At 59.7% G+C, this 20,840-nt stretch carries 17 protein-coding genes; 10 read left to right on the top strand and 7 right to left on the bottom strand.

From position 1 onward, the window contains the following. Positions 1–166 precede the first annotated feature (166 nt). The 5 genes from PRtIB026_RS17655 to PRtIB026_RS17635 all read left to right on the top strand — a co-directional run bounded on the left by PRtIB026_RS17655 (position 167) and on the right by PRtIB026_RS17635 (position 5,409). Positions 167–685, top strand: a complete 519-nt coding sequence (locus PRtIB026_RS17655) for a sigma-70 family RNA polymerase sigma factor (RefSeq protein ID WP_110737654.1) — start codon at positions 167–169, stop codon at positions 683–685. Then, complete coding sequence (locus PRtIB026_RS17650) at positions 685–1,644, top strand: FecR family protein (RefSeq protein ID WP_203652496.1); 960 nt, start codon at positions 685–687, stop codon at positions 1,642–1,644. The genes PRtIB026_RS17655 and PRtIB026_RS17650 overlap by 1 nt, the downstream gene beginning before the upstream one ends. A 73-nt stretch (positions 1,645–1,717) precedes the next feature. Next, positions 1,718–4,141 (top strand): TonB-dependent siderophore receptor, encoded by a 2,424-nt coding sequence (locus tag PRtIB026_RS17645; protein WP_203652497.1) that lies wholly within the window; start codon positions 1,718–1,720, stop codon positions 4,139–4,141. Positions 4,142–4,273: 132 nt separating this feature from the next. Continuing rightward, positions 4,274–4,816, top strand: a complete 543-nt coding sequence (locus PRtIB026_RS17640) for an AAA family ATPase (protein ID WP_203652498.1) — start codon at positions 4,274–4,276, stop codon at positions 4,814–4,816. Between the two features lie 80 nt (positions 4,817–4,896). Then, positions 4,897–5,409, top strand: a complete 513-nt coding sequence (locus PRtIB026_RS17635) for a GrpB family protein (protein ID WP_203652499.1) — start codon at positions 4,897–4,899, stop codon at positions 5,407–5,409. Positions 5,410–5,450: 41 nt separating this feature from the next. Here PRtIB026_RS17635 and PRtIB026_RS17630 read toward each other — a convergent pair whose 3' ends face one another. Beyond that, positions 5,451–6,380, bottom strand: a complete 930-nt coding sequence (locus tag PRtIB026_RS17630; RefSeq protein WP_203652500.1) for a LysR family transcriptional regulator — start codon at positions 6,378–6,380, stop codon at positions 5,451–5,453. A gap of 113 nt (positions 6,381–6,493) precedes the next feature. On the opposite strand from PRtIB026_RS17630, the gene PRtIB026_RS17625 reads away from it, so the two are divergent. The 4 genes from PRtIB026_RS17625 (at position 6,494) to PRtIB026_RS17610 (ending at position 11,696) form a co-directional block, all read left to right on the top strand. Next, the gene (locus tag PRtIB026_RS17625) at positions 6,494–6,934 is read left to right on the top strand and encodes a carboxymuconolactone decarboxylase family protein (RefSeq protein ID WP_110737666.1); all 441 of its coding nucleotides are present in this window, start codon (positions 6,494–6,496) and stop codon (positions 6,932–6,934) included. A gap of 130 nt (positions 6,935–7,064) precedes the next feature. Continuing rightward, on the top strand, positions 7,065–7,298 hold the full coding sequence (locus tag PRtIB026_RS17620; protein WP_203652501.1) for a hypothetical protein: 234 nt from the start codon (positions 7,065–7,067) through the stop codon (positions 7,296–7,298). Positions 7,299–7,343: 45 nt separating this feature from the next. Next, on the top strand, positions 7,344–8,495 hold the full coding sequence (locus PRtIB026_RS17615) for an efflux RND transporter periplasmic adaptor subunit (protein ID WP_203652502.1): 1,152 nt from the start codon (positions 7,344–7,346) through the stop codon (positions 8,493–8,495). Positions 8,496–8,513: 18 nt separating this feature from the next. Then, positions 8,514–11,696, top strand: a complete 3,183-nt coding sequence (locus tag PRtIB026_RS17610; RefSeq protein WP_203652503.1) for an efflux RND transporter permease subunit — start codon at positions 8,514–8,516, stop codon at positions 11,694–11,696. Between the two features lie 112 nt (positions 11,697–11,808). Here the strand turns inward: PRtIB026_RS17610 and PRtIB026_RS17605 are convergent, their stop codons facing one another. The 3 genes from PRtIB026_RS17605 to PRtIB026_RS17595 form a co-directional block, all read right to left on the bottom strand. After that, positions 11,809–14,205: a TonB-dependent siderophore receptor gene (locus tag PRtIB026_RS17605; protein WP_203652504.1), complete on the bottom strand. Its 2,397-nt coding sequence runs from the start codon at positions 14,203–14,205 to the stop codon at positions 11,809–11,811. An 82-nt stretch (positions 14,206–14,287) separates the two neighbouring features. Then, positions 14,288–15,286: a FecR domain-containing protein gene (locus PRtIB026_RS17600; protein WP_203652505.1), complete on the bottom strand. Its 999-nt coding sequence runs from the start codon at positions 15,284–15,286 to the stop codon at positions 14,288–14,290. Beyond that, positions 15,283–15,789, bottom strand: a complete 507-nt coding sequence (locus tag PRtIB026_RS17595; RefSeq protein ID WP_203652506.1) for a sigma-70 family RNA polymerase sigma factor — start codon at positions 15,787–15,789, stop codon at positions 15,283–15,285. The genes PRtIB026_RS17600 and PRtIB026_RS17595 overlap by 4 nt, the downstream gene beginning before the upstream one ends. Positions 15,790–16,248: 459 nt before the next feature. On the opposite strand from PRtIB026_RS17595, the gene PRtIB026_RS17590 reads away from it, so the two are divergent. Continuing rightward, positions 16,249–16,491 carry a hypothetical protein gene (locus tag PRtIB026_RS17590; RefSeq protein ID WP_203652507.1) on the top strand — a complete coding sequence of 81 codons (243 nt, stop codon included), beginning with the start codon at positions 16,249–16,251 and terminating at the stop codon, positions 16,489–16,491. Positions 16,492–16,713: 222 nt separating this feature from the next. On the opposite strand, the gene PRtIB026_RS17585 is transcribed toward PRtIB026_RS17590, so the two are convergent. The 3 genes from PRtIB026_RS17585 to PRtIB026_RS17575 form a co-directional block, all read right to left on the bottom strand. Then, positions 16,714–18,210, bottom strand: a complete 1,497-nt coding sequence (locus PRtIB026_RS17585; protein WP_203652508.1) for a CoA-acylating methylmalonate-semialdehyde dehydrogenase — start codon at positions 18,208–18,210, stop codon at positions 16,714–16,716. Between the two features lie 54 nt (positions 18,211–18,264). Continuing rightward, positions 18,265–19,611: an aspartate aminotransferase family protein gene (locus PRtIB026_RS17580; RefSeq protein WP_203652635.1), complete on the bottom strand. Its 1,347-nt coding sequence runs from the start codon at positions 19,609–19,611 to the stop codon at positions 18,265–18,267. Between the two features lie 311 nt (positions 19,612–19,922). After that, positions 19,923–20,816 (bottom strand): LysR family transcriptional regulator, encoded by an 894-nt coding sequence (locus PRtIB026_RS17575; protein ID WP_203652509.1) that lies wholly within the window; start codon positions 20,814–20,816, stop codon positions 19,923–19,925. Positions 20,817–20,840 lie beyond the last annotated feature (24 nt).

The raw sequence follows: 20,840 nt of genomic DNA, 5'->3' as shown, positions 1-20,840 counted from the left end.
AGCGACCGCTTCTGGCCGGTTCCTGCCCTTGGTGAATGGCAGCTATGGGGCGAGAGCAGCCGGTCACCAGGGGCCGTCATCGACCCACAGCTGTCGTCGACAAGGCCATGGCGAGGGCGAAGCAAAAATGCTAATTTAGATTCATTCTCATTTATTGCCCGTTTTCATGGACAAACCGCGATCCACCTCATCCGACCCAATTGGCGAACTGTATGCAGGGCACCATCACTGGTTGGTGACGTGGCTGCGCCGTCGCCTGCAATGTCCTCACCAGGCCTCGGATTTTGCCCAGGACACCTTTTACCGTGTACTCACGGCCGGGCACTACGATCCGCCTCGTGAACCTCGAGCGTTCCTGGCCACCATCGCGCGTCGTATCCTGATCGACAACGGTCGCCGCTTGCGGCTGGAACAGGCCTACAGAGAGGAGCTCGAGCGCAGTATCGAGCACATGGATCAGGCGTTTTCTCCCGAACAGATCCTGCAGGCCATCGAGCTGCTCGAACGTATCGACCGGGCGTTGTCACGCATGAAGGCGAGGGTCCGGGAGACCTTCATCCTGCGTCACCTTGAAGGCTGGTCCCAGGATGACATTGCACGCCATCACGGCATCTCGGTGAGGACCGTGCAGGCCGACCTGGTCGAAGCCATGCTGGCGTGCGATGCCGCCATGGGGATGAGCTGATGGCAGAGACGACGGCCGATCCCGTCCTGCGCGCAGCGGCGCAATGGCTGGTGCTGCTCGACAACCAGGCCGATGAGCACTTGCAGGCAGCATTCCAGGCTTGGCTGGCCGAGTCGCCCGAGCATGGCGCGGCGGTCGCCCGCTTGCAGGGGTGTCTGGGTTCGCTGCAACAGCTTCCCCGCCACGCGGCCGTCACGGCCCTGCGCCACGCACCGCGCAAAGCCCTGAGCCACAAGGTTCAGGCACTGGCCTTGGCGATCGCCCTGGTGCCAATGGCGTGGGCTGCAACGACCTATTGGCAACAGGGCTACCTGCTGGCGGACCTGAGCACCTCGGCAGGGGATTGGCTCGATCACCGACTCGACGATGACAGCCAGATCCACCTGGACGCGGGCTCGGCAGTGGATGTGCACTTCGACGCTGGCGAACGCAGGATCGAACTGCTGCGCGGCGAAGTCCTGGTCGATGTCGCCAAGGATCCTCGCCCGTTCGTGGTGGTCACGGCGCATGGGCGTGTGCAGGCCCTTGGCACGCGTTTCACGGTGGAGCGACAGGACGACTCGACGCAGGTGGTCATGTTCGAGTCGACCACCGCCATCAGCAGTGCCGGGCAATCATTGCACCTGACCGCCAACCAACGCGTGCGCCTGAGCGCCGAAGGCCCTGGCAAGGTAGAGCAGGTGCAGGCAGAACCCCTTGAGCAGGCGTGGCGCAAGCACCAGCTGCTGGCAGACGACCAGCCGTTGAGCGATGTGCTCGCGCGTTTGTCGCGCCATTATCCCGGTGTGCTGTGGGCCGACCATGAAGCCCTCGCAGGCCTGCGGGTCACGGTCATGCTGCCGCTGGACGATCCACGCCAGGCGATGCGGCTGTTGCAACGCACCTTGCCGATCGAGGTCAGCCAGTACACCCCCTGGATAACCAGGGTGACCCTGAAACCCGATGTGGTGAGTAAATAATTTCAATAATCATTTCGTGTTTTCGATTTTCGCCCGTCCTCCCATGGCCAACACCATCAGGAGTATCGAAAACATGAACTCGCCGATTCGAGCGCTGCCGCGTTCCACCTCGCGCAGCCTCTGCCTGGCCGTGCGCCTGGCCCTTTGTGCGGCACCGCTGGTGCTGCCTGCCAGCGCCTTGGCCGAGCAGATCGTGCAGCGATATGACATCGCTGCCGGCCCATTGGGTGAAGTACTCAGTCGTTACGCCCAGGCCAGCGGCGCCCCCATCTCGTTCGAGTCCCGCCAGGTGCAAGGTTTGAGCAGCCCGGGCGTTCGAGGCAGCTTCACCATCGAAGGCGGTTTTGCCCAGGCGTTGCTGGGCTCGGGGCTGGTGGCGAGCCCAACCCAGGATGGTTATCAACTCCTGCAGGCATCGCCGGTTACAGATGCGCTGGAGCTCGGGGCGACCACCATTTCCGGCAAGGTGCTCGGCGCGACGACCGAGGGCAGCGGATCCTACACCACGGGGTCAACCAATACGGCGACCAGGCTCGCCCTGAGCCTGCGCGAAACACCGCAATCGGTGACGGTGATCACCCGCAAGAAGATGGACGACCAGAACATTCAGAACCTGGACGATGTCGCGCGCACGGCGACCGGCATCACCCTCACCAAGATCGGCACTGACCGCTCTACCTATTACTCGCGCGGCTTCGAGATCAGCGATCTGCAATACGACGGTATTCCGACCAATATCTCGGAAAACTACTCGATGGACGTCATGTCCACTTCGAACATGGCGATCTATGACCGCGTCGAAGTCGTACGCGGGGCCAATGGCTTGCTGCAGGGGACAGGTAATCCGTCGGCGGCAATCAACCTGGTGCGCAAGCGACCGACCCAGGACTTTCGCCTGGGCGCGGAGCTGGGCGCGGGCTCCTGGGACAATTATCGTAGCCAGGTGGATGTGTCCGGGCCATTGACCTCAACGGGCAATGTGCGCGGCCGTGCGGTGGCCTATTACAACAACGCCAACAGCTACAAGGACAGCTCCGGGCGCGACAACCAGTTGCTCTACCTGGTCGGGGAAGCGGATCTTGACGACGCCACCGTGCTGACGGTCGGCGCCACGATCCAGAAGGACAACCAGAACGGCTATGACTGGGGCGGCTTGAATACCCGCAGTAACGGCTCTTTCTATCCGCTTTCGCGTTCCACCAACCTCAACGGCAAGTGGGCCCATCTGGATCGCAACAACTACACGCTGTTCAGCGATGTCACGCACACCTTCGACAACGAGTGGAAGGTGACCCTGGCCATGAACGCGATCTGGTCGGACGCCGACTTTCTCTCCGCGTATCCGAACCGGGTATCGGGTGACAACTATCGGATGACCGTCTCCCAGGCCGACTACGAAGACACCCAGTTTGCGCTGGATCTCTACGCGACCGGCCCCTTCGAGCTGTTCGGGCGCAAACATCAGCTGATGCTTGGGGCCAACACGCGCCAGGACCAGTTCGACGCGGTGATCAAGAGTGCCACCAACAACCCGACGATCAACATCACCGACTTCGACTACAGTGCGCTGCCCAGCCCCATCCTCAATGCCATCGGCGCGGACTACAACTACACGCGCAAGGAGCGTGGCCTGTACGGCGCCTCGCGCTTCAGCCTCACTGATGACCTTAGTCTGATCCTCGGCACGCGGGTGAGTTGGTCGGACTACAAGGTGGGCAGCCCCTATACCAATGATCAATACCGCGAGAATGGCCGGCTGGTGCCCTACGCGGGGTTGGTACTGGACCTGGACAAACACCACACCTGGTATGCCAGCTACACCGAGATCTACAAGACACAGAGTTACTATGGTGTCGGCAATACCCTGCTTGATCCGATCGAAGGCGAGAACTACGAAACCGGTATCAAGGGTGAGTACTTCGACGGTCGCCTGAACACCTCCCTGGCGATTTTCCAGACCAACCTGGAAAACATGCCCGAGGCACTGTCGGTGTCGCCCACCTGCGGCGTGACCGGTACGAGCAAGTGCTATGAAGCCGGCGCAAAAGTGCGTAACCGCGGCTTCGAGCTGGAGATTTCAGGCGAGCCATTGGAGAACTGGAACGTCAGCGCGGGCTACACCTACAGTGATCCGGAGTATGTGGCCGGCGGTAGCAAAGGCTCGGATTACTATCGCAAGATCCCGCGGCGCCTGCTCAAGGTGTCGACAGACTACCGATTGCCCGGTGTCCTGGACCAATGGCGTGTGGGCGGTGATGTGTATGCCCAGAGCCGCACCGCCGCCGATGTGACCGGGTACACGATTGAACAGGGTGGCTACGCCTTGCTCAACCTGCATGCCCATTACCAGATCAACCAACAGTTCAGTGTGCAGTACAACCTCAACAACGTGCTGGACAAGACGTACTACCAGTCGTTGCCGACTTCGAACAACTTCGGTGGCCTGTACTACGGTGATCCTCGCAATTTTGCGGTTACCTTGCGCTACCAATATTGATCAAAGGCCTGGGGTGGCGCTTCACCCGTGTTGTACCGATGCCCTTGCAAGTACGCATGCAGTTGACCGCGTCGCTGATTGCCGTAGAATCGCGCGCCCAAAATTCAGCAGGCATGGTGAGAGGGAGCTTCAATGCAACGGGTGATGATCATTGGTCAGCCAGGGTCTGGGAAAAGTACCCTGGCGCGCAAGCTGGGCGAGCGCACAGGGCTGCCGGTCGTGCATATCGACACGATTCACTGGCAGCCTGGGTGGGTCGAACGCAGCCGTGACGAGAAGACGCGTCTTTGCCATGAGGTCGAGGCCCGTGAGTGCTGGATCTTCGAAGGCGGGCATTCGACCACATGGAAAAACCGGCTGGCCCGCGCTGACATGCTGATATGGATCGATCGTTCGGCGCCGCTTCGATTCTGGCGCGTGCTCCTCAGAACGGCGCTGAACCGCGGTCGCTCTCGACCCGACCTGCCGGACGACTGCCCGGAACTGCTGGCCAACCTGCCGGAGTTTTTCAGGTTCATGTGGCGGACGAAAACCTCGTCTCGAGAGGCGATCAAACGATTCGTGGCGACGGCGCCGTCGGAGTGTCGTGTGGTCTGCCTGCGGTCGAATCGGGATACCGAGGTTTTTCTCGCGACTCTGGGCGCGCAGTCTGATCAGGCTGTACAAGGCCACTAGAGACTCTATCTCGGTTGATCGGCGGCAGGCGTCTGCCTTGAAGGCGCATCAGAACGTTTTAACTTTCCCAAGGATGGCCCATGGCGCTGACCAGCAAGATCACGACCTACAACCCTGAATGGCCGCAGCGGTACGAGGCGGACAAAGTGCTGCTCGCTTCGGCATTCGGTGATGAACTTCTCGCCATCCACCATGTGGGCAGCACGGCTGTCCCGCAACTTGCAGCCAAGCCCGAGATCGATGTGCTGATCGAGGTTTCAGAGCATCGCAATGCAGCAGCCCGAGACCAGGTGTTGCTCAGCCTGGGGTATGTACGCGGCAGTGACCTGTCGCCAGGACACCATTTCTACCGTCGCAATGTTGGCGAGGTTCGCACCCACAAGATCCACATTTGTAGGTGTGGTCACGATTCAGTCATCCAGATGCTGACGTTCAGGGATCTGCTCAGGAACGACGCCTCTCTCCGGCAGCGATACCAAGACCTCAAGATCGAGCTGGAGGCTACCAACACCGGCGGTATGGCTGAGTACCTGGAGAAGAAGGGGCCGTTTATCATTGCGGCGTTGCTCGAGGTCGGTCTCAGGCGGTGGTGATGGTCAGCCATAACGCTGTTCGACCACTCGAAACCGGCTGCTTACGATGCTTTTTCAAACTGCGACCACAGGGGATCGCTCGCCATCAACGCAGTCACCCAGTCGGCGAACGCTCTTACTCTCGCCGACAAATGCCGCGTGTAGGGATAGACGATGGACAGGGGCATGCTCGCCATCTGCCAGTGCGGCAGGACCTCGACCAGGGCGCCACTTCTGAAGTGAGGCTCGGCCTCCGCCCTGGGCAGGAATGCGACGCCCAGGCCGGCGACCGTGGCGGCGGCCGTGGCGCTGCCGTTGTTGAAGTACATGCTTGGCGGATGATCCAGGGTGAAGTGCTCGGTTCCGCGGGTAAGGGTCGGGACGTATCGCCTGTCCGTGGCGGGAAACTTGAAGCCTAGGTGCTTGTGTCGTGGCAAGTCCACAGGCGTCTGGATCGGCTCTGCCGCCGCCAGGTAGGAGGGTGAGGCGCAAAAGCAGAAGCGCATCTGGCCTATCGGGCGGCAGACCAGGTCCTGGTCTGCGACCACGCCACCACGAATCGCGCAGTCGACGCCCTCCTGGACAAGGTCCACGACGCGCTCGCTGCAGCCGATGTCGAGATGAATCTCCGGGAACCTGGCGGTGAAATCGGGCAGCGCCGGCACGATGAACAATATCCCGACCGGTGACGGCATCTCGATGCGCACCCGGCCGCGCACGACGTTGCGGCTCTGGGATACCGAGGCCTCCAGTTCGTCTACGTCGTCGATGACCGCGCGCGCCCGGGCGTAGTACGCGGCGCCTTCTGTAGTCGGGGAGACCTTGCGGGTGGTGCGGTGCAGAAGCTTGATCCCCAGCAGCGCTTCCAGCGCCTGCAGCTGCCCTGAGATCGTTGTCTTGGCCAAGCCCAGCGACTCTGCTGCGCCGCTGAAACTGCCTACCTCGACGATACGGCAGAACGCGCGCATGGCCTCCAAACGGTCCAAAGCCATTGTCCGTATTTCCGTAAAAACAAAACGATTCAACCTAGTTTATCCGAGTATTTGCTTTTCCTACAGTACGCCCATGCCACGGCACGTCGTGGCCAAACTGTCGGAGAACACCCATGAGCAACAAACGCATCAACTACTACGAAGCGGCCCCTCAAGCGATGAAAGCCATGATGGGCCTGGAAAAGGCGGTCTCCCAATCGATCCTGCCCGCCGCGTTGCGTGAGCTGGTACGGATTCGCGCCTCGCAGATCAACGGCTGCGCCTACTGCATCGATATGCACGCCAGTGATGCTTTGAAAGCCGGAGAAACCCCACGGCGGTTGATGGCCATCAGTGTCTGGAAGGAAACGCCGTTCTTCGATGCGCGTGAGCGTGCGGCCCTGTTGTGGGCCGAGACACTGACCCTGGTGGCCGAGCGGCATGCCCCCGACGAGATCTACGAAACCGTGGCCACCCAGTTCAACCCGCAGGAACTGTCCGAGTTGACGTTCGTCATCGCGGCTATCAACGCCTGGAACCGTTTTGGCGTTGGTTTCGCCATGCAACCGCAGTAAGCCCACCCGTTGGAGCTCGGCATTTCACTTGCTCGCCGACTGAGTTCCACCCGGTATTTCCATAGATCCCGTTTGCAAACTGATGAAGTTCAGTTGGCGCCGTTCTGCGCGCGCCATTCGAGGAAACGACATGAACCCACTCATCAACTTCACGGCAATCGTTGCGCTGGCGTTGCCGTTGTTCGCCCATGCCGAAGATGGGGCGCAGGCCGCGAAGCGCTTTCACGATCACAACAAGGCGGTGTTTGCGCAACAGGCCAAGGATCGCGCCGCGCGTGAGCAACGTGAGCGTGAGGCCTTAGAACCGTCAATGGAAAGGGCGTCCGGTGATATCCCGGCGAGCCATGCAACGACTGCAGATTGACCTGCAAACGCCCTCGTCATTCACCGATTTAGAAAGGACAGCCCTGTGCGCGCCCCTTCCGTCAGCGTTACCGCAATCATCATCGCTGCCTTGCTTGCCAGCGGTTGCAGCAAAGAACCCGAGTCGATCGTCGCCAGCCCTGCCGCTGTCGATGTCGTGAACGCGAAGGTCAGAAGCGTCAGATATTGGGACAGCTTCAATGGTCGCGTGGCAGCCATGGAGTCGGTGGCGATCCTTCCCCGGGTGGGCGGATACATCACCAAGGTGGCCTATGGCGAAGGGCGCGAGGTCAGCAAGGGCGATCTGCTTTTCGTCATCGACCAGCGTCCCTACCGCGCCGCGTTGGACAGCGCGCGCGCCCAGCTGGAGCGGGCGCGTGTTTCGCTGGCGTTTGCCAGGCAGCAAGACCTGCGCGCGCAAAAGCTCATCAGCGCCAACGCCGTTTCGAAGGAACTCGCCGAGCAGCGGCGCACGGCCTACGAGCAGGGCGTTGCCGAGGTACACGCCGCCGAATCTGCAGTTGCCACCGCGGCATTGAACCTTGAGTTCACCGAGGTTCGATCGCCCATCGACGGCCGTACCAGCCGCGCTCGGCTGACCGTTGGCAACCTCGCGGTAGCGGATCAGTCCGTGCTGACCTCGGTCGTGTCGCAGGATCCGGTCCATGTCTACTTCGACCCCGATGAGCACAGTTACCTGAACTACCGCAAAACACTCACGACCTCGGCGAAGGCCGCGGTGCGTATTGGCCTGGCGACTGACGACGGCTTTGCGTACGAAGGTGAGCTGACGTTCGTGGACAACGAAGTGGACGCCGCGACCGGCACGATCCGCGCGCGCGCCACCGTGCGCAACCCGGACAGGCACTTGACCCCAGGCCTGTTCGCCAAGGTCCGGTTCTCGCCAGGCGAGGCGGTGCAAGTCGTCGTGGTACCTGATCGGGCCATCCTGACTGACCAGGACAAGCAGTATGTGTATGTGCTCAGCGGCGCGAAGACGGCCGAAAAGCGCTACGTCGAGACCGGCAGGCTGCTCGGCAAGCAACGCGTCATCACGGTGGGCCTGGCCTCGGACGAGCAGGTCATCGTTTCCGGGCTGCAGCAGATCTATGCCTCGGGAACCCCGGTCCTGCCCAATGTGCTCGCGCCTGAAAACGATGAGCTGAAAGTTTCCAGCACCCGTCATGACGGACGATGATCCGCAAAGGCTCCCACCATGGATTTCTCTAGATTCTTCATCGACAGGCCGATCTTCGCCATCGTCCTGTCGGTCGTTATTTTCGCTGCGGGCTTGATCGCCATGCCACTGTTGCCGGTCGGTGAGTACCCGCAAGTGGTGCCGCCCACCGTGGTAGTGAAAGCGACCTATCCTGGCGCCAACCCCAAGGAAATTGCCGAGTCGGTCGCCGTTACGCTGGAGGAGGCGATCACCGGGGTCGAGGACATGGTGTACATGAAGTCCGTGGCCAGCTCCGATGGCACCCTGCAGGTGGTCGTCACCTTCAATTCGAAGGTCGACCCCGACACCGCTGCCGTTCGCGTTCAGAACCGTGTCAGCCAGGCTCTGTCGCGTTTGCCGGAGTCGGTGCGCCAATATGGCATCACCACCCAAAAGCAGTCACCGACGCCGCTGATGTATGTGGACATGTATTCCGACAACGACCAGTTCGATGCGCTCTACCTGCGCAACTATCTGCGCTTGTACGTGAAGGATGAGCTGGCGCGCATCCAAGGCATCGGCGACGTCGTGCTCTACGGTTCGGGCGACTACGCCATGCGCATCTGGCTCGACCCGAACAAGTTGGCCGCCCGTGGCCTCACCGCTCAGGATGCGATCGGCGCGATCCGCCAGCAGAACGTGCAGGTTTCCGCGGGCCAGCTGGGGGCCGAGCCTGCTCCGCGGGATACGGAGTTCCTGGTCTCGATCAACGTCCAGGGCCGCCTGAAGACTGAACAGGAGTTCGCCGATGTCATCCTCAAGAGCGGGAGCGACGGACAGGTCACCCGCCTTGCCGATGTCGCCCGCGTGCAACTGGACTCGGGCGACTACACGATGCGCGTGTTTCGCGGCAAGAACCAGGAAGTTGCCATCGGGATCTTCCTGACGCCCGGGGCCAACGCCATCGATGTCGCCAACACGGTGTATGCGAAGCTCGACGCGTTGGCCAAGGATTTCCCCGAAGGTGTGCACTACACCCCGGTCTGGGATCCGACGGTGTTCGTCCGTGAATCGATCAACGCCGTCCAGCATACCTTGCTCGAAGCGATGGTGCTGATCGTGCTGGTGGTCGTGCTGTTCCTGCAGACCTGGCGCGCCTCGATCATCCCGCTGATCGCCGTGCCGGTATCGATCGTCGGCACGTTCGCGTTTCTCTACCTGCTCGGCTATTCGATCAATACCCTTACCTTGTTCGGCATGGTATTGGCCATCGGTATCGTGGTGGACGATGCGATCGTCGTGGTGGAGAACGTCGAGCGCAACATCGCGCTTGGCCTGGCGCCGCTCCAGGCGGCGCACCAGGCCATGCGTGAAGTGTCAGGCCCCATTCTCGCTATCGGCCTGGTGCTGTGTGCCGTGTTCATCCCGATGGCATTCATGAGCGGTGTCACGGGGCAGTTCTACAAGCAATTCGCGGTCACGATCGCCATTTCCACGGTGATTTCGACGATCAACTCGCTGACCCTTTCGCCCGCCCTGGCGGCCAAGCTGCTGCGTCATCACGACAGCCCCAGGGATCGGTTGACCCGTGGGATGGATTACACCCTGGGCTGGCTGTTGCGCCCGTTCAATCGGTTCTTCAATCGCAGCTCGGCACGTTACGAAGGCAGCGTTGCGCGGTTGCTGCCGCGCAAAGGACTGGTGTTCGTGGTCTACGCCGCATTGCTGGGGGCTACCGGGGTGCTGTTCAAGACGATACCGGGTGGTTTCATTCCCAATCAGGACAAGCTCTACCTGTTTGCCGGGGCCACACTGCCACCCGGTGCGTCGCTGTCCCGCTCCGAGGCCGTCGCCCGGCAGATGTCGGCAATCGCCTCGAGCGTGGAGGGCGTCGATTACGCCAACTCCTATGTCGGCCTGAATGCGCTGCAGAGCACCACCACGCCGAACCTGGTGACCGCGTATGTCCTGCTCAAGCCCTTTGCCGAACGCACGCGCAGCGCGGCGGACATCAACGCCGAGCTCAACGCCAGGTTCGCGGCGATCAAGGACGGTGCCGCCTACGCGTTGCTGCCGCCACCGATCCAGGGGTTGGGCAACGGCTCCGGCTATTCGCTGTTTCTCACTGACCGGGGTGGGCTGGGTTATGCCGCGTTGCAGCAGGCGCTCGCCAGGTTCCAGGGCGAGGTTGCCAGTACCCCGGGCATGACCTTCCCGGTCAGTTCCTACCAGTCCAACATTCCGCAACTTGACGTCAAGGTCGACCGTACCAAGGCGCAAGCTCAAGGCGTGGAACTGACGGCCATCTTCGAGACCTTGCAGACCTACCTCGGGTCGGTCTACGTGAACGACTTCAACCTGTTTGGCCGGGTGTATCGAGTGGTCGCCCAGGCCGACTCGAGCTTGCGCCAGACGGCGCAGGACATCGGTAACCTGCATGTGCGAAACCGCCGGGGCGACATGGTCCCCATCGGCGCGGTTGTCGATATCGTGCCGACCTTCGGCCCGGATCCGGTGATGCGCTACAACGGCTATCCCGCTGCAGACCTGATCGGCGATGCCGACCCGACTGTGATGTCGTCGGGCGAGGTCATCGCCAAGCTGCAAGCGATCGCGGCCCGCACGCTGCCACGGGGCATAGAGCTGCAATGGACGGACCTGAGCTATCAGCAGGTCACCCAGGCCAATACCGCGGCGATCGTGTTTCCAATCGCGGTCATGCTCGCCTTCCTGGTCCTGGCGGCGCTGTATGAAAGCTGGACCTTGCCGCTGGCGGTCATCCTGATCGTGCCCATCTGCATGTTCGCGGCGCTGAGCGGCGTCTGGCTGGTCGGTGGGGACAACAACGTGTTCGTCCAGGTTGGCCTGGTGGTGCTCATGGGGCTGGCCTGCAAGAACGCGATCCTGATCGTCGAGTTTGCCCGGGAGCTGGAAATGCAGGGGCGAGGCACGGTGGATGCCGCTTTGGAGGCCTGCCGGTTGCGGCTGCGGCCGATCGTGATGACCTCGGTGGCATTCATCGCTGGCGCCGTACCGCTTCTGCTCGGCAGCGGTGCGGGTAGCGAGGTGCGTCATGCCACGGGCGTCACGGTGTTCTGCGGAATGCTTGGCGTGACGTTGTTCGGCTTGTTCCTGACGCCGGTGTTCTATGTCGTGCTGAGAAAGCTCGGTGCAGGCATTCCTGTACATCCTTCCGGGGTGGCGCAGGACAGTATGCTGAACATACCGCCGCGCAACTAGGTGTCGAGTGCCGGAGCCATCGATTTCCAGGCGTGCAAATTGCCCTTGGTTTTGCAGCCGTTAATACTGGATTGAAACCGATGGCCCTGGCTCAGCCCGTAGCGTGCGAACGTCAGAAGGTGTACTTGATACCCGTCATGATGTTTCGTGGGGCACCGTACATACCGTGGTCGCCGGCATAGCTGAGGTATTCACGGTCGAACACGTTGTTCAGATTGACTGACGCACTCAGATGCTGGTTGAAGTCGTAGCGAGCCAGGAGGTTGGTGACGGCGTAGCTGCCCTGGGTGAAGGTGTGCAGGTCGGCACCGGTCTTGCTCTGCCAGTTCACACCGCCGCCGATGGTGACCTTGTCCAGAATGCCCGGCAGGCGATAGCTGGTGAAGGTCTTCAGACTGTGGCGGGGTAGGGTGGTAACGATACGCTGGTCGTCAGCGTCGGTACTGACCGCGTAGGCATAACCGGCGGAGGCTTGCCAGCCTTCGGCCAGTTCTCCGTCCAGGGTGAATTCAGCGCCCTTGGTAGTGGTGCCCTGTTCCGACTTGTAAGTGTTGCCGCCTGGGGTATCGATCCAGATCGCCAGGTTGTCCTGCTCGATCTTGAACAACGCGACGCTGGAGTTCAGCTTGCCGTCGAAGTGGCTGCCCTTGACACCGACTTCATAGCCGGTGCCCTCCATCGGGTCCAGTGGCTTGTTGTTGATGTCGCGAACCCAGGACGACTGAGGATTGAAGATTTTCGTATAGCTGGCATACAGCGACCACGTGTCGTTGACGTCATACACCACGCCGGCATACGGAATGTAGACGCCGGTTTCCGACTCCTTGGTCTTGGTATGTTCAGCATTGTAGGGTTTATCCTCGATGTCGCGCTGCCAGTCGATCACGCGGCTGCCCAGCAAGATACTGAAATCGTCGGTGGCGTGCAGGCGCGTGGCGAGGTAGGCGGCGTATTGGGTTTCGTCGACAGTGGATTTACCCGTGACGTCGAATTGCGGTTTCACCGAGGCACCGTTCCAGTTCAGCAGGTTGTCGATCGCGCCGGCCGGAGAGCCGGAATAGTCGTACTTCCACCCGCCGTAGCTCGGCACGTTCTCGTAGTAGTTGGACAAGGTCACGCCGGCGATCAGCTCGTGCTCGCGGCCCAACATACTGAACGGGCCAGTCAGGTAGGCATCGATATTGTTCTGGCGGGGGATACCGGAGAAGCGCACGGGCAACTGCGTGGTGCCACTTCCGTCCGGGTTGAGGCCGCCGTTGACGTAGTTGAAGACTTCATCGAACTTGTTTTCGGAGTGGGTGAGTTCGATCTTGCCGCTCCAGCCATTGGCGAACTGCTGCTCGATGGAAGTGAAGAAGCTTGTTTGTTCGTGGTCGTTGTATGACCAGGTCTGAGCTGAATTGAGCGAGCGTTTGAGGTTTGTGCGAGAGCCGTCGGTGAAGCGGGTCGGCAGGCCGGAGCGCATGGGGGAGTCGACGTCCGTGCGTTGATAACTGAAGCCCAGGGTCAGCAGGGTGTCCTCGGTCAGGTCGAACTCGGTAATGCCGTAGATCAGTTGCGAGTCCTGCTTGTAGCGGTCGATCCAGGACTGCTCGGTCTTGAAGTCGGCGACCAGGCGACCGCGTACGTTGCCGGTTTCGGTCAGCGGGCCGGACACATCAAAGCCGGTACCGTAGCGGTCCCAGTTGCCGGCTTCAGCGGTGACGCTGGCCTGAGCCTCGGCGGTCGGGCGCTTGCGGATCAGGTTGATCGTCGCCGAAGGGCTGCCCAGGCCGCTGATCAGGCCGGTAGCACCGCGCACCACCTCCACACGGTCATACATGGCCATGCTCTGGGTGTAATTGTCCATGCGCTTGACGGTGGGCACACCATCGATTTCAAAGTTCTGGATCTCGAAGCCTCGGGAGAAGTAACCGTCGGATTCGGCACCCTGTCCGTCGCGCAGCACGATGATGCCCGGTGTGGCATCGAGGGTATCGCTGAGATTGGTCAGGCGCTGGTCATTCAGGCGCTGGCGGGTCATGACGGTCAGTGACTGCGGGGTTTCCTTGGGGGTCAGGTTCAGACGGGTCGAGCTGCTGGATGAGTAGGTGGTGTAGAGCCCGCTACCCTCTGTAGTCGAGCCGGGAGCCTTGCCCGAAATGGAAATGCTCTGCAGCTCCAGGGCGGCAGGGGCCGGTGCGCGCTGGAGGGTGTATCGCCCATCCGGCTGGCGAACCGCAATCAGTTGGCTGCCCTCGAGTAGCGCCTGTAAAGCACCGTCGACCGTGTAATCGCCACTCAAGCCAGGGCTGTTTCGCCCGGCAATCAACTCATTGGGAAACGACAACAACAAGTGGGCTTGCTGGCCCAGTTGATTGAGCGCAGCGCCCAGCGACGCCGGGGCAATTTCGTAGTGCTGCACGCGGCTATCGGCGGCTGCCCAGGCTGGCGATGAAGTAGCGAGCAGAACCGCCGCGGTAGTGGCGAGCGAGGTTACGTAGTAGGAGGAAATACTGCGATGATGCATGTGAAGTTTCCCGATGATTTTTGATGTATGGCCTATGAGTCTCGCCAGAAATCAAAACGGCTCATCGAGGACGCAAAAAACTTCAAACGTTAGCGGGCAGGGGACGCAAGTTGACCCACAGGCGAGTGAAACGCTGTACATCCAGTTTCAGTGTGTGGGCGACGGCATCGATGATTCGATCGCTGTCTGCCAGCGGGTAGGTACCCCATACGCGCAGATTGGCCAAGGCGGCGTCGCACCCCAGATGCCCATGACGATACCGGCCAAGCTCATCGAGGAACGCCTGAAGCGGTTGGCCGTTGGCGACGATCATGCCTTCGGCCCAGGCGGGAGCGGATGCTTGCATTGCACCCTGATCGAGCATCCCGAGCGGCCCGAAACGCGCCAGCTGTCCGGCTTGCAGGGTGGTCCAGGTGCCGGCTTGAGTCGGGATGACTTCAAGCGAGCCACGATAGACCGCCAGCTGGGTCGAGCCATTGTCAAACTGCCGCATCGTGAAACGCGCCGAGGACGCCTGCGCCCGAACCTGAGCGGTTTCGATAAACAGCGCCGGGTTCAAGGCCGTGTTGATCAAGACCTCGCCGCTGAGTAATCGCAGGTGCCAGCGCTGGTCAGTCGCGCGAGCATTTATCGCACTACGGGTATTGAGTTCAAGCGACAGGTCCGAGGCCAGCGCAACACGTCGCTGCTCGCCCACACCCGTGGTGTAGTCGGCACTCATGCGCGATACCAACTCGCTGTCTCGACTCAACCAGGCACCGCTACCTGCAGCCAACAGCAAGGCCAGGCCCTTTATTGCCCGACGCCTGCTCAGCCCTTCCTGGGAGGGGAGCAACAGGGCCTGTCGAGCGAGGTCTGGATCGCCTTGGGTGCGCAATGAATCGAGCTGCTCCCCCAGCGCCAAGGCTTTTTCCCAGGCCAGCTCATGCAAGGGGTGTTCACGACGCCATGCCATGAAAGCGGCCTGTGCGGGTGAATCGAAATTGGCCTCCTGCATATCGAGCCACCATTCCATCGCCTCCTCACACATTTTCGGCGATAGCGCGGGTTCTCGGCCAAAGGCGTTGGCGGTGATATTCATTGCAGCGATTCCGTCACCAGCATGCATCGCGCACCCGCCTTGATGATATGGCGCTTGACGGTAGCGATTGAAATACCCAGCCGCTCGGCAATTTCTGCGTGGCTGATCCCATCGAGTTGCGACCAGAGAAAAGCCTTCTTGACGGCGATATCCAGTTCGCACAGCGCTTCGTCGAGTCGAACCAGCGTCTCGAAAATGATCAATTGGGTCGCCAGATCCGGCAGCACGCTTTGGTCTTCAGTCTGGAGCGCATCCAGATAGGCTTTTTCCAGGCGTGCGCGGCGATAGTGGTTGGACAGGACACTACGCGCCACCTTGGCCAGAAAAGGCCGAGGCTGGCGGATTTCAAGCGCCTCGTTGCTGGCCAACAGACGCATGAAGGTGTCCTGCATCAAATCAGCGGCGCGGTGTGAGCAGCTCAATTGCCGATACAGCCAGCTACGCAACCAGCGGTGTTGCTGTTGGTAGAGAGCAGTGAGCTGAGCGGTATCGATGGATGCCATGAGCTGCCACGGAATGGGTGCAAATGAGACTTAGTATCATATGAGATTAATTGGGTAGCGACAAGAATGCAGAAGGGCGCAGGGCAGGACTGGCCTGATGGGTGAATAGCAAAGTCGTAGAGGTATACGACAAGATGCAGGCCAAGAACCTGCCTTGTGTGATGATGGTCGGCATTTCCAAACCGCTGACCCGTCAACAAGCAGACACCCTCAATACCCAGCGCACCAGCATTGCTAACTGGTGGGGCTGCTCGTACCGTGGGCAATCTGGCCGGGCCAGTAGCAGGGCTCGCCGCCGGTACTGCTGTAGGAATGGGTGTGCGCTCTTACGTCAATGACGGTTTACCCACTTACCATGCTGGCGACGTTGTCGTGAGCATCCAGGCTCAGGTGAATGGTGGGATTGGCCCGCAGCGTATTGCCGAATCACTGATCAACAGGGCTTGAGAGAAAGTGCACATGTCCGAGATTACCCAGGCAGTCATCTTCGTTGCGCTGGCTTTTCTATTTGAACGGTTCATGAAACCGTACCTGCTGCGTAAGTGGCTAGGTGTTGCGTTGGTCATTGCTGGGCTGATTGGTTGTGTGGCGCTGAGCCAGGCCCGTTTGCAGGGCTTTGACCTGGGATTGATGTCTGCCCTTGCAGTGCCGGTCGGTATAGGGTTGTTCCTGAGCAGACGACGATTTGAGAGGCGAGAGTAGGGCGCTTGTCGAGGCGCCTTTGGCTGGTTCAGTTACACCACTTCCCGGGACACGATCACTGCTTCCTGCTGCGTCAAGAAATGAAGAATTGAGAAAGGGGAGCTCTAGGCAGCAGAACCAAAAAAGCCGTGGCCACGAAAGTGAACCACGGCTATGGACAATCATCAAAAGCACCTTCAAATTCGAAGCGCTACTCAATGCGTCCTAAGGGAGGATTGTTAATCAACCATTGCTGGGGAAGGCAAATTGCGCAGCCTCGTGATTTGCGCGGCGCGGCCAGCGTTGGGTGATAGCCTTTTTACGGGTGTAGAAGCGCACACCATCCGGGCCATAGGCATGCAGGTCGCCAAACAGCGAGCGCTTCCAGCCGCCGAAGCTGTGGTAGGCCACTGGCACCGGCAGCGGCACGTTGACACCAACCATGCCGACTTCGATCTCGTCGCAGAACAGACGCGCTGCTTCACCGTCACGGGTGAAGATGCAGGTGCCGTTGCCATATTCGTGATCATTGATCAACTGCATGGCCTGCTCCAGGCTGTTCACCCGCACTACGCACAGCACCGGTCCGAAGATCTCTTCCTTATAAATGCGCATCTCGGGGGTGACGCGGTCGAACAGGGTGCCGCCGACGAAGTAGCCATCTTCATGACCGGCAACCCGCAGACCACGGCCATCGACCACCAGTTCGGCACCGGCAGCCAGACCGTCGTCGATGTAACCGACAACCTTGTCACGGGCGGCGGCGGTCACCAACGGGCCCATGTCCAGGCCGCAACTGGTGCCGGCACCGATCTTCAGGCCCATAATCTGCGGAACCAGCTTGGCGACAAGCGCATCAGCCACGTGGTCACCGACACAGACGGCCACGGAAATTGCCATGCAGCGCTCTCCGCAGGAGCCATAGGCTGCGCCCATGAGTGCGCTGACGGCATTATCCAGGTCGGCATCGGGCATCAACACTGCGTGGTTCTTCGCACCACCCAGAGCTTGCACGCGCTTACCGCGTTTGGTGCCTTCGCTATAGATGTACTCGGCGATCGGAGTGGAGCCAACGAAGCTCAGCGCTTTCACTTCCGGCGCCTCGATCAGCGCGTCCACGGCTTCCTTGTCGCCATGCACCACATTCAGCACGCCCTGTGGCAGGCCCGCATCCAGAAGCAGTTGGGCGATGAACAGGGTCGAGCTTGGGTCACGCTCGGACGGCTTTAGGATAAAACAGTTGCCACAAGCGATGGCCAGCGGGTACATCCAAAGCGGCACCATGGCAGGGAAGTTGAACGGGGTGATACCGGCAACCACACCCAGTGGCTGCAAATCACTCCAGGCATCGATGTTCGGACCGACGTTGCGGTTGTATTCGCCTTTAAGGATCTCTGGGGCCGCGCACGCAAACTCGACGTTCTCTATTCCACGTTTGATCTCGCCGGCGGCGTCCTCTACCGTTTTGCCGTGCTCCTCGCTGATCATCTGCGCAATCTTCGCTTCATTCTGCTCCAGAAGCTGCTTGAAGCGGAACATCACTTGAGCACGTTTAGCTGGCGGTGTGTTGCGCCAGGCCGGGAAGGCGGCCTTAGCCGAGTCGATCGCCTTCTGTACGGTGGCACGGCTGGCCAACTCGACTTTGCGAATGGCCTCGCCGGTGGACGGATTAAATACCTCGGTGCTGCGGCCTTGGTCAGTGATGTATTCGCCGTTAATAAGATGCGGCACGGTGGTCATCTTGATTCCCTCGAAAATAGGTTTAGTGCATCGCTCTCGGTGCAGAGGTAGTGATTAATTGATGACTTGCAGCGTTTGGCCGACCGCATCGAATAGGCGGTCGAGTTCGTCCACAGTGGCATTGAAGGGCGGGCCAAACTGCAGGGTGTCGCCGCCGAATCGAACGTAGAAACCCGCCTTCCACAGGGCCATTCCCGCCTCAAACGGACGGACGACTGGGTCGCCATCGCGTGCAGCTAACTGCAACGCGCCGGCGAGGCCGCAGTTGCGAATGTCGATGGCATGTTTGGCGCCTTTGAGGCCATGAATGAGCCTCTCGAAGTGAGGTGCCAACTCGGCGGACTGCTGTACCAGGTTCTCTTTTTCCAACAGGTCCAGAGTGGCCAAGCCAGCGGCGCAGGCGACCGGATGCGCGGAGTAGGTGTAGCCGTGAGGGAACTCCACTGCGTATTCCGGGATCGGCTGGCTCATGAAGGTGCTATAGACCTCACTGCTTGCAATCACCGCGCCCATGGGGATGGCGCCGTTGGTAATCTGCTTGGCCACGTTCATGAGATCCGGAGTCACGCCAAAATACTCGGCCCCAGTCCACTTGCCCATACGACCGAAGGCAGTAATCACTTCGTCGAAGATCAGCAGGATGTTGTGCTGGTCGCAGATCTCACGCAGGCGTTGCAAGTATCCAACTGGCGGTGGCAGAACACCTGCGGAACCTGACATCGGCTCGACGATAACGGCAGCGATGTTAGATGCATCGTGCAATTCGATTAGCTTCAGCATTTCATTTGCGAGCTCCACACCGCCCGTCTCTGCTGCGCCCTTAGTGAATGCTAGACCCTGCTGGAGGGTGTGCGGCAGATGGTCGACGTCCATCAATTGGCCGAACATTTTGCGATTGCCACCGATGCCGCCTAAAGAAGTACCCGCGACGTTCACGCCGTGATAGCCACGTGCGCGGCCAATCAGTTTGGTCTTCTGCGGCTGCCCCTTCAGGCGCCAATATGCACGGGCCATCTTGATGGAGGTATCAGCACTTTCGGAGCCTGAGCCGGTGAAGAACACATGATTCAGTTCACCTGGAATGAGATTGGTGATCCGATCAGCAAGCTGGAAGGAAAGTGGGTGACCATACTGGAAGCCAGGAGAGTAATCGAGCGTGCCCAATTGCTTGGACACTGCTTCCTGGATTTCCTTGCGCGAATGACCGGCGCCGCAGGTCCAAAGACCGCAGAGGCTGTCGTAAATTCGACGACCCTGATCGTCGATCAACCAACTACCCTCGGCGGCGACAATTATCCGCGGATCCCGCAAGAAATTTCGGTTGGCGGAAAAGGGTAGCCAGTGCGAATTCAGCTTAAGCGGATGAGTCTGCAGTTCAGACTGTAAGGAAGGATGATTCATGTTCATGATACAGGTCCAAGTATGTGATGGGAGACTCATCTGGCTTAGGTTTTTATTCAGATAAGTCAGGGGATGCGCGTCCTCTTTTCGCGACGGGCGTTTTCTAAAGTTCCACGGGTCAACATAGAATGTTGCGAATGTACTGTGGGATAAATCCCCCGATTCAAAAGCCGACTTTCATCGATTTGAAAGTTAGGCGCCTAGCCTTCGTTGGGTGCGCGAAGACCGCAGCGCGACTAGCTCTGTCGAAATGGATTCGAAGATATCAAATTAATATTTAATTGCTGCAGCAATACAAGCTATTGAGTGCTTCAGCAGCCAAATAAACACTCTAGGAATTTTGTCAGCGCTGGCCTTGACTCTTGCCCTTGACGAGTAGCGCAGTGAAATTCCGAACGGTACGACAATCGTTCCGGGTGTAATTCACGAAGTTTTCCTTCCTTTACCCAAGCAGCCGCGTAATGTGTAGGCAGGTAGCCAATATAGGTACCGGATAGGAGCAATGTCGCGATTGCTTCCATAGAGAAAGCTTTAATCGATTTACTGAATCGCAGATCGTGAGGTCGACGATTTTCCGCCATATAACCACGATCTACGTAATCAACTGCACAGATCTCTTCGATACCGAGTGCTGAGTCATCACGGCTGAAAAACGGGTGTTCGCTGCTGCAATAAAGATTTTGCTCCTCTTCAAACATCGACTGGTAGTGAAGTCCTGAGAGCCGATGGTGAAAAGCGCCTATAGCAAGTTGCAGTCGCCCTTCGAGGACGCCTTGCTCCAACTCGTCAGGCCGCATGATATGCAAGTCGATACGCGTAGTGGGACAATCCTTTCTGTACAGAGCGATTGCCCGAGAAAGCGGCGCCTCTACGCATGTAATTAGACTGTCTACCGTCCCGATTTGCAGAAAATCAGGTAGGCCACCGTGCAGAGTTGTCGTACGCTGGCGGAATCGATTGATATCGGCAAACAGCTCTTGGGCCGCCACGTATGTGGCCTGGCCTTCTTCTGTTAGCTGAAAACCCGCTTTGCCGCGCGAGCATAGGGAGTATCCCAGGCGAATTTCTAGGTCCCTCACTAGCACGCTCAGGCGCGGTAGACTGGTGTTCAATCGGGCTTGAGCGGCGGTGAAACCGCCTGCTTCAACGATGGAGCAGAAAATTCGTAACATCCGCAGATCAACATCAGTCAGCGTACTTAGCATATTTTCTGCTCATCGTAGAGATTG

Origin of the sequence: Pseudomonas sp. RtIB026, assembly GCF_016861355.2 — a bacterium.
Taxonomy (GTDB): domain Bacteria; phylum Pseudomonadota; class Gammaproteobacteria; order Pseudomonadales; family Pseudomonadaceae; genus Aquipseudomonas; species Aquipseudomonas peradeniyensis.
The sequence above is the reverse complement of the archived record's forward strand: the minus strand, read 5'-3'. Positions and strand labels throughout refer to the sequence as shown.